The sequence below is a fragment of the Thermosyntropha lipolytica DSM 11003 genome, from assembly GCF_900129805.1.
GTDB classification, from domain to species: Bacteria; Bacillota; Syntrophomonadia; order Syntrophomonadales; family Syntrophomonadaceae; genus Thermosyntropha; species Thermosyntropha lipolytica.
Map to the genome: position 1 here is coordinate 1 of NZ_FQWY01000052.1, position 9,826 is coordinate 9,826.

Below are 9,826 nucleotides of genomic sequence, written 5' to 3' on the forward strand. Positions count from 1 at the left end.
GGTAGAGGTAGAAAAGATATTCTGGCAGATGCGGGAGATGGAGAGGGGATATAGCTATCTGCAGGTGAGTATAATAGAATATATATTAGGAGCGGTGGAAAAAGTAGATGAGGAAATCCTTATAGAATGTATAGAGAAAATACTTCCTGAGAGGAGGGAGGATTTAATGACCTTAGCGGAAAAGTGGAGAAGAGAGGGAATAAGGGAAGGAATAGAGAGAGGAATAAGGGAAGGAATAGAGAGAGGAATAAGGGAAGGAATAGAGAGAGGGATAAGGGAAGGTAGAGAACAAGGGATACAGGAGGGTATAGAAAAAGCAGCCCTAAATGCTTTACAAAAAGGATTGGATATAGAAACTATAGCAGAGATTACTGGGCTTTCGGTAGAGAGGATAGAGGAGCTAAAGAAAAAATTGAACTAAAAAGTACAGGGGGACGGTATAAATGCAGGACAGTACAAAGGAAATGTCACCTTGTGTTTGCCATACGGGGGATGCCTTCCGGGGTTATCCCCTTAAATTTTTCCAACTGTCAGGGTGTAATTCTTAAAAAATTTTTTTAAAACCCCTAAAGTTCTCCCCCCTTTTTCCGATAATATAATCAGAAAGCCAAAAAGGCTTAAAAACCTTTGCAATATCCCGGGAATTGCAGGGTTTAAAAAAGGCGAAAAAGGAAGTTCGCCAACAAAATTCAAAGGAGGGAATTTTAATGATAATTAACCACAACCTTATGGCCATGAACACCCACAGGCAGCTTAGCATCAACAACACCATGGCACAAAAATCCATCGAAAAACTGTCATCCGGCTTCCGCATCAACCGCGCCGGCGATGACGCTGCAGGGCTTGCCATCTCGGAAAAGATGAGAGGGCAGATCAGGGGCTTGACTCAGGCTTCCAGGAATGCGCAGGATGCTATTTCCCTTATCCAGACCGCAGAAGGTGCGTTAAACGAAGTTCATGCTATTTTGCAGAGGATGAGAGAACTTGCGGTACAGGCTGCGAATGATACAAATACTACTGTTGACAGGGGAGAAATTCAAAAAGAGATCAATCAGTTAACTTCGGAAATTGATAGAATTGCTAATACTACTGAATTTAACACCCAAAAACTCCTAGACGGCTCTAAAAAAGGTCTGGTAGAAGCTAAAGATGCTGAAATAATATTCCAAAACAACAGCAGCGCCAACTTGCAGGTTTCAACTGCAGCGATTAATGCGGCTTCAATAATAGCTACTGGTGGTACAATAACTATTACCCGTGTGAATGCATCAACTGGATTTGAAGCTACTGACTTTAGAATAGGCAACCCTGCTGGTGTAGCAGTAACTTTAGTAGGTGCTAATGAAATACAGTGGGCAGGGGTAAGCTTAGCTAACTTCTTTGCTGGTGGAACTTTAACAGCTCTTCAGGTTGGAGAAAGTATCACAATAAGCATTAAGGCGAGAGTAGAGGGAAGTACAGATATTTCGAGTGCCTTGTCCATGCAGATAGGTGCCAACACAGGGCAAAATATTACGGTGGGGATAAATTCCATGAAGGCAGTTGATCTTGGCTTGAGACAAACTGCTGGTGGTGCTGCATTAGACATTACAGACTATGATAAAGCTACGGCTGCAATTACAACTATTAATAATGCCCTGGAGACGGTTTCTACAGAAAGGTCCAAGCTGGGTGCTATCCAGAACCGTCTTGAGCACACCATCAAGAATCTGGATACCTCTGCCGAAAACCTGCAGGCTGCTGAATCCAGAATCAGGGATGTAGACATGGCCAAAGAAATGATGAACTTCACCAAGCAGAACATCCTGCAGCAGGCTGCTACTGCTATGCTGGCTCAGGCCAACCAGGCACCGCAGACGGTTTTGCAGCTCTTGCGCTAGTTGCAAAGTTTATATAACTAAAATAGCAGTAAAATGGTTAGAAGAAGTTTTTCTTCTAACCATTTTTAATAAATACGAGGTGAATTATGAAAATATCAGCTTGTATCATTGCTAAAAACGAAGAAAAAAATATTGGACGCTGTATCAAGAGCTACCGGGAAGTAGTAGATGAGATAATATTGGTAGATACCGGCTCAACTGATATGACAGTAGAAATAGCCAAAGAACTGGGAGCGAAGGTTTATTATTTTGAATGGATAAACGACTTTGCAGCTGCCAAAAACTTTGCCATAAAGAAGGCTAAAGGGAACTGGATAATATTCCTGGATGCCGATGAGTATTTTGCTGAGGGAACAGCGAAAAATATCCCCAATCTAATTAAAAAATGCCAACAGAATGGTTCGGAAATAATTGCCTGCAAGATGATGAATATCGATGAAGAAAAAGGTATTAATATAGCTGATTTTGTGCAGGCCAGAATATTTAAAAACAATGGAGACATATGCTATACAAGCCCTATTCACGAACGCCTGTACTCAAGAAAAAAGAAGAAACTGAAGGCGCTTTATGCAGAAGAGAAAGAACTGCTCATTTACCATACTGGCTATTCAAGTACGACCATTATAGATAAAGCAAAAAGAAACCTGGAATTGTTACTCAAGGAGATAGATAAACCAGAACCGGATCCCAGCGCATATTTTTTTATAAGTGATAGTTATTTAACTTTAAAAGAATATGAGAAAAGTATATATTATGGAAAACTTTTTTTAGCGAACAAAGTAAACCTTACCGGACTAAATAGCAAAGTTTATCAAAATATTATATCGGCTATGGTGGAGTTAAAATATGATGAACAGGAGATAGAAGAGTTTATAAAGGAAGCGCAAAACAACTTTCCTCATCATCCAATTTTTTATCTTTATATGGCTCAGTCTTATGAGCGTCAGCGTAAATACAGGGCAGCTCTGGCAAGTTATAGAAGAACCCTTGAACTGCAAAAGAATTATGATGATTTTGAAATAAACTTTATAACCGGCAAGGAATATGAAATATATACTTTTATGGCAAATTTGCATTACCTCATGAATGAAGAGGATAAGGCATTAGAAAGCTATATCAATGCTTTAAAGCAGAAAAAAGATTATCGTCCTGCATTACGGGGGCTTTTGCGGTTGGCCGGCAGCCTTATGCCGGAAGAGGATATCATATTACTGCTGAATCAACTTTATGATAAGAATGATAAAAGTGATATGCTGATACTGCTGGAGGAGATTACCAGGCAGCGCTTTAAAAAGGCTTTAGCCTATTATGTGAGCTGGATGTATAAAAATTATAACCATGAGGATTTTTCTCTGGTAGTGATGTTTCTGACCAATGAAAATCATGAAAAAGCTTTCAAACATTTTTACGAAGCATATTTGCTTGAGTATGACAGCAATTTTGCCCGTCTGGCAGCGGTAGCTGCCTGTTTAAGTGGAGAAAAAGAAAAACTGAAAGAATTAGCCATACAGGTAAAGCCTTCGCTTAAGCGGATAATACAAGTTTTAGTTCACGAAGACGAAGCAGGTTTATATAAAGAAGACCTGCAGGAATATATTGACTTGCTGGGTGAATTCATAAAGATAGGCAAAGAGGAGCCTTTAAGTGCATTTTTGCTTCTGCAGGATAAATTCAGGGATAACATAGGTAATTTAGAACTGGTTATTGGGGATGTTTTAAAAGATAACTTAAGATACGGAAAAGCTATTGAGCAGTACCGCAAAGCGGCAGCTAAAGGAGAAAATGTGGAACGCGCCTGGCTGCAGATGGGATATTGCTTTTATAAGATGAGAAATTTTAAGGAAGCAATCGAGTGTTTCGAAGAAGCCTATAAAGCTGGATATAGAGGCAACGATTTGCAGGAGTTTTTGATTTTTACCTCTGAACAGGCCGGTGATGAGGATATAAAACAGAAGGTAGAAACCTTATTAAATGAGTGGAAGATTATAAAAGAAACGAAAGAATAAATCTTATTGCCAGGAGTGGTTTCATTTATGGATTTTGTGAGTAAATTAGACATCTTATCTGATTATTTGGAAGATGAGAGCTATAAAGAAATTATTGAAATTATAAAACAGGAAATAACTAATGTCAGTGAGATAAAAGTAGATAAAAAAGAGCGGCAGATTTTGGCCTGTTTTCCGGGTGAAAACGGTGATCCAGCTCTGGATAAACACTTATGGGAGCAGTTAGAGATAGCGGGACAGATTCTGGTCAACAAAGGATTTAGTATTTTCGCTTATGCCGAAAATACTCAAGAGTCTAAGGTTAAGGAATGGGTAGAAGTTTTTAAAGATGAAGCAGTTAAATATATAGATAATGAGGATAAAAAGCATATATTAAATCTTATAGCTTTGTCCGAAATAGGAATAATTCTGAATAGAAAAGTTTTACTTTACTATATTTTAATGAACAAACCCTTTGTATATTGCGGCAAAGATGTTCTTTTGCTGGAAAGATTAGGACTTAAAGAATTATGTTTGGACATAGAGGATAAATTTAATGCCGGAAAAATTTTGGACAAGATAGCATATATCCGGGAGAACTATGGAAAAATTGAGGATAGAATAAAACAAGTTTGGAAAAATTCAATCCCTGATAGGATAAATGAGCCAGTTAACGAAAAAAGATTAAATTCTCATGAAAGTGCTGATGGAGAAAAGAAAACAAACACCTCTGATGAACTGGCATCTTATAAAAAGCAATTCAAAAAAAATATCGAATTACTGATAGAACATGGTTATCTTGAACAGGCCAAACAGCTGGTGGCTGAATATGAAAAAATCGTACCTGACGACATAGATGTCTATTCGATAAAGGGAGTCATAGCCATGATGGAGGGGGATTTAGATGAGGCTGAGAGGGTGCTGAAGGAAGGAAGAGATAAAGATTATTTGAATGGCGATATATTATTTAACTTGGCATATTTATACGAAGTTTTAGGTCAAAATGCGGTAGCAAAGTTTTTTTATAAGCATGCTTATCATATATACAAAGTTAAGGAGCAGAATGAAAAATGTGAAATGATTTTTAAGAGATTAAATGGAGATGTTCAATTTAAGGTTTTAATAGCAAGTTGTATAAGGCAAAAAGAAAAAATATTGGAACAGTTTCTAATGAGTATTGAAGATTTAGATAAGGAAGGTATAAAAGTGTATTATTTCTTTGTAGATGATAATGATGAGACTAATTCCAAAAGAAAGTTGCAAATATTTTCTGAAAAATATCCTGAAACTATTATTTATACTGCTAATGACAAAAAAGATAGTTATGTTTGTGATGATAACACCCATTATTGGAAAGAACAATTAATTTGGAGAGTAGCAGATTTTAAGGATGAAATAATAAATTATGCCAAAAAAAGAGAATTCGATTATGTATTTTTGATTGATAGTGATTTAGTGCTTAATCCTAAAACTTTAAAACATTTGATTGCTACAGGAAGAGATATAATATCAGAAATATTTTGGACGAAGTGGTATCCGAATTCTTTTATGTTACCCCAAGTATGGCTTAAAGATGTTTATATTCAGTATGAAATATCGCGACAAGAAACAATTGATGAGTGGGAATTAACTCGCAGACATGAAAAATTCCTTAATATGTTAAAAAAACCTGGAGTGTATGAGGTTGGAGGATTAGGAGCTTGTACATTGATTAGTATTTATGCTATGAAAAAAGGAATAAGTTTTAAGGAAATAAAAAATTTATCTTTCTGGGGAGAAGACAGACATTTTTGTGTTAGAGCGATGGCTTTAGGACTAAAATTGTTTGTCGATACTAACTATCCTGCTTATCATATATATAGGGAAGTAGATTTAGAAGGAATCCCTAATTATAGGCTAGGAAAATTTAATTTCGATAAAAGGAAAATAGCTTTAGTATATACGAATTTATCTGGTTCAAATACAATTGCTTTATATAAAATGATGCCTAAAAAAATAAGAGATAAATATGATATTAGTATTATTCAGCAAAATATGTCTGCTAATTTTTACAGTACTATTTTAAGTAGTGATTTAGCAATTTTTACAGAGGGAAATTATCCTTTTATAAAAAAATTTCATATTAATAGACCGATTGTAATAGATTTGTGGCATGGATTTCCTATAAAAGCGATGGGATATTCCGATAATGGTGAAAAGTTTAAAGAAGCGCTAGAACAAAGATGGAAAAATGTAGACTATATAACTTCTTATTCACATTTATTTAATAAATTAATGAATAAGTGTATTTACATAAATGAATCAAAGTATGTAATTACAGGTGCTCAAAGAAATGACTTTTTATTTTATACTAAGGGGAAGAAAAATTTAGAGTTTATATATAGTGAAAGTTATGATGGCAAAAATATTATATTTTATATGCCTACATATAGGTATAATGGTAATAGGTTAGAAGGAAACAAAAAGTGGGTGAATTTATTTGATTTTAAGAGATTTAATATAAATGAGTTTTCGAATTTTTTAGAAGATAATAATTGTCTCTTATTTGTAAAATTGCATCCTGCAGAAGAAAGATATTTTATCAATAATATACAACAAAATAAGAATATAAAATTATTAACAAATGAATTGTTATTTAAACATGGAATTGATTTATATGAAATTATTAATGCTGCTAATATTTTGATAACTGATTATTCAAGTGTTTTCTTTGATGTATTACTTTTAGATATTCCGGTAATATTCACACCTACCGATATTGAAAAATATAAACATGATAGGGGATTTTTACTACCTTATGAAGAATGGACTCCAGGCCCCAAATGTTATGACCAAAAGCATTTACAAGAAGAAATAGAAAGATTTTTGAAATGTAAAGAATATTATAAAGAAAAAAGAAAAGATATTTTAAAAAATGTGCATTTATATATAGATGGTAATTCATGTAATAGAACATGGGATTTTATTGAAAAAATTCTAGATTAATGATCAATTATTTAGTATTTTTGCATATGTATAGATCCGGTATGGTTAAAAGTTTTAAAGATAAAAAAGTATGTGCTCCATTTTTGTAGAAGTTATTAGTTACTCAAATTCAGTAGATTTTTATTTAGTGGTGAATAATAATATTACTTATACTTGCTTCCATATTTCGAAAAACTTTTAAAAGCCCTCAAAAAGCTTATTTATTAAGGGTGATAAAAATGAAAAAGGTAATTACATACGGAACTTTCGATTTATTACATTATGGACATATTAACTTATTAAAGCGTGCAAAAGAACTAGGAGACTATTTAATAGTAGGATTATCCACAGATGAATTCAATCGAATTAAAGGTAAAAAATGTTATTTTCCTTATGAAAAAAGAAAAAAATTGATCGAAGCGATTCGTTATGTAGATTTGGTAATACCTGAATGCAATTGGGAACAAAAAATTAGTGATATAAAAGAATTTAAAATTGATATTTTAGTTATGGGTGATGATTGGAAGGGAAAATTTGATTTTTTAAAGGAATATTGTGAAGTAATATATTTACCTAGAACTCCTGAAATTTCAACTACAAAGATAAAGGAAGATTTAAGCTATAACTTGTAGTTTAAAATTTAATTTTTTACTTGAGGCAGATGCCCTTTCCTGGATGAAGATATGCTGTGCAAGATCCAGAGAAACCTGGGCGAGGAATATCTTTCCGACACCTGCGCCCTGTATCCCAGGCATCTGGTTAAAATAGACGGCAGACACGAACGCAGCCTTACCATGTCCTGTCCGGAGGCAGCCCGGCTTGCCCTTTTAAATCCTGACGGCATGGCCTTTGAAAATATAGAAGAAGATGCCGGCATCCGCATCAAACTCCACAGCATCTTTGACACCGAAGGCCATCTCTACCTTAACAAACCGCAGCGGTATTTCTGGGACATCCGCCTCTTCAGCCTGAGCCTGCTCCAGAACCGCAGCTACGATCTGGGAGAAAGGCTCATCATACTGGGCATAGTCTACAAAAAAATCGTCGAACTGCAAAACGAAGGCCGCACTCACGACATCCCGGCTATGCTGGAGTCCATGCATAACCTTATCCTCTCCGGTGCCTTTAAAGAAGAACTGGAGAAGATACCTTCCCAGAGCCACATCCAGATGCGCCTGGCCAAGGAGCTGACCGATGAGCGGGTTTTGCAGGGCATAAACAGCAGCCGCTACCTGGAGTGCCTGAAGGAGACCCTCCTGGGGCTGGGCTATGTGGAAGGTGCCTCCCTGGAGGAAATAGCAGCTAACTATGAGGCCAGTTGCCGGGACTACCTCAAGCCTTACCTGGAGGAGAAAGGATACATACTGGAAAACTACCTGGTAAACGAATACTTCCGGGAGATGATGCCCTTTGGCAGGTATAAGTCCATATGGGACTCCTATGTTTTCCTGTGCGTGATCTACAGCATGGTAAAGCTGCACCTTATCGGCATGGCCGGCCATCACAAAGGCTTAAACGACGACATGGCACTGAAGCTCATCCAGTCCTTTTCCAAAACCGTCCTGCACAATACAAACTACATCCAGCACATAATAAAGCTCCTGCAGGACAACAGCTTTGACACCCTGGCCTACATGGCTATTCTGGTAAAAAACTAGGGAGGAGGAAAACTTATGTACCGTTATATCGAAGTTATCCAAAACCTTCTTCCCCTCCTCTCCACCCTCGAAGAAGGGCTGGTGCACATAAAAAAGCAGCTCTCCGAACTGCGCTATGAGGAAGCTTTAGGCCTTCTTGAAGATTGCCTCCTTGCCATAGCCAGCATCGAAGCTGCCCTGCAGCCTATGGCAGAACTTTCTTTGGAAAAGGTTTTTTCCCTGACCGCCACCCTCAAGGCTGCCTGCGAAAAAGTGGTGGCAACCTGTGAAAAAGAAAACCCGGAGCAGGCAGAAATCATCATATCTACCCAGCTCTTGCCCGTATTTCAGGAATGGAAATCCGAACTAGAAAAAATACTTACCCCATACATTTCATCATAGAAATACTTTTTCATTTGGGGACGGTTCCTTTTTTAAAATCTATTACGAATCGTAATGTCGGCCTGGATCTACGCTTATGCGAAGGGCGAAATTATGAAAGGAGGTGTAAAGGTTTCTTTTGTGCTGTCATAAAAAGCCCCTTTAAGACACATAGAAACCTTCCTTCCTGCCCGGGAGGAGGAAAAACTTGCGGTGTATTAGCGCACCTTGTCTGAAGGGAATGATGCTGTTTTTCTGTCCGTAAAAAGGAGTGATGATCATGCAGATACCCCCGTTGATGCCGAATGTCCAAAATGGAAAGATTGACCTGACCAAACCTAAGCCAAAGGCTGCTGATGGCAAACCGGAAGTTAAGGATGAGTATGTAAAGTCGGAAGTTCAGCCGAAGATAACCTATGACAAACCCGGCAGGGCAGATGAAAATACTATAAAAAGGCTTATGGAAGAAAGCGAAAAAGCATATCAGCACTTAAGACAGCTGGTAGAGGAGCTTCTTAAAAGGCAGGGTTTGACCTTCCGGGAGCTGGAGAAAGCAGAGATAGATGAAGCGGCACGCCTGGAAGCCAGGGCCATGCTGGAAGAAGGCGGGATATTAAGCCCGGAGAAGGTGAGTGACCGCATCGTAGAGTTTGCTAAAGCCATATCCGGAGGAGACAGGAGCAAGATAGAGATGTTAAGGGGAGCTATTATCGAAGGCTTTAAGGCGGCAGAGGCGGTATTGGGCGGACTGCCTGAGATATCGAAAAAGACTTATGAACTTGTCATGCAAAAACTGGATGCCTGGATGGAGGATAGGATGTGACATTGCAAAAATGAGGCTATTGGAGATTATTCCGATACCACCGAATGATATGTCTGAATACAAGCTACACCTTGCAATTGGTGCGAAGGACAAGAAGGAACCTCTTTGTATTAGCAGGGTTTGCGTCAATTTTGCGTTAAGATAAGGCACCGTTTT

Annotated in this window: 6 protein-coding genes and 2 pseudogenes; all 8 read left to right on the forward strand. The window is 37.5% G+C overall.

Annotated elements, in window-relative coordinates; all coding sequences use genetic code 11:
- Positions 1–421: pseudogene (locus BUB92_RS11600) on the forward strand (hypothetical protein); the annotation flags it as partial.
- A gap of 286 nt (positions 422–707) precedes the next feature.
- The gene (locus tag BUB92_RS10255; protein ID WP_073093431.1) at positions 708–1,880 is read left to right on the forward strand and encodes a flagellin N-terminal helical domain-containing protein; all 1,173 of its coding nucleotides are present in this window, start codon (positions 708–710) and stop codon (positions 1,878–1,880) included.
- A gap of 86 nt (positions 1,881–1,966) precedes the next feature.
- Positions 1,967–3,886, forward strand: a complete 1,920-nt coding sequence (locus BUB92_RS10260) for a glycosyltransferase (protein WP_073093432.1) — start codon at positions 1,967–1,969, stop codon at positions 3,884–3,886.
- Positions 3,887–3,913: 27 nt separating this feature from the next.
- The gene (locus BUB92_RS11605) at positions 3,914–6,850 is read left to right on the forward strand and encodes a CDP-glycerol glycerophosphotransferase family protein (RefSeq protein WP_073093434.1); all 2,937 of its coding nucleotides are present in this window, start codon (positions 3,914–3,916) and stop codon (positions 6,848–6,850) included.
- Between the two features lie 218 nt (positions 6,851–7,068).
- Positions 7,069–7,461: a glycerol-3-phosphate cytidylyltransferase gene (gene tagD, locus BUB92_RS10270; RefSeq protein WP_073093435.1), complete on the forward strand. Its 393-nt coding sequence runs from the start codon at positions 7,069–7,071 to the stop codon at positions 7,459–7,461.
- Positions 7,462–7,497: 36 nt separating this feature from the next.
- A pseudogene (fliB, locus tag BUB92_RS10275) lies at positions 7,498–8,487 on the forward strand (flagellin lysine-N-methylase); the annotation flags it as partial.
- A gap of 15 nt (positions 8,488–8,502) precedes the next feature.
- Positions 8,503–8,868: a DUF8042 domain-containing protein gene (locus tag BUB92_RS10280; RefSeq protein ID WP_073093438.1), complete on the forward strand. Its 366-nt coding sequence runs from the start codon at positions 8,503–8,505 to the stop codon at positions 8,866–8,868.
- A gap of 259 nt (positions 8,869–9,127) precedes the next feature.
- Positions 9,128–9,670, forward strand: coding sequence for a hypothetical protein (locus BUB92_RS10285; RefSeq protein ID WP_073093439.1), 543 nt, complete (start codon positions 9,128–9,130; stop codon positions 9,668–9,670).
- The last annotated feature ends 156 nt before the right edge of the window (positions 9,671–9,826 follow it).

Coding starts and splice junctions, on each gene's coding strand:
- tagD (WP_073093435.1), top strand. CDS start 7,069: ATGAAAAAGGTAATTACATACGGAACTTTCGATTTATTACATTATGGA.
- BUB92_RS11605 (WP_073093434.1), top strand. CDS start 3,914: ATGGATTTTGTGAGTAAATTAGACATCTTATCTGATTATTTGGAAGAT.
- BUB92_RS10285 (WP_073093439.1), top strand. CDS start 9,128: ATGCAGATACCCCCGTTGATGCCGAATGTCCAAAATGGAAAGATTGAC.
- BUB92_RS10260 (WP_073093432.1), top strand. CDS start 1,967: ATGAAAATATCAGCTTGTATCATTGCTAAAAACGAAGAAAAAAATATT.
- BUB92_RS10280 (WP_073093438.1), top strand. CDS start 8,503: ATGTACCGTTATATCGAAGTTATCCAAAACCTTCTTCCCCTCCTCTCC.
- BUB92_RS10255 (WP_073093431.1), top strand. CDS start 708: ATGATAATTAACCACAACCTTATGGCCATGAACACCCACAGGCAGCTT.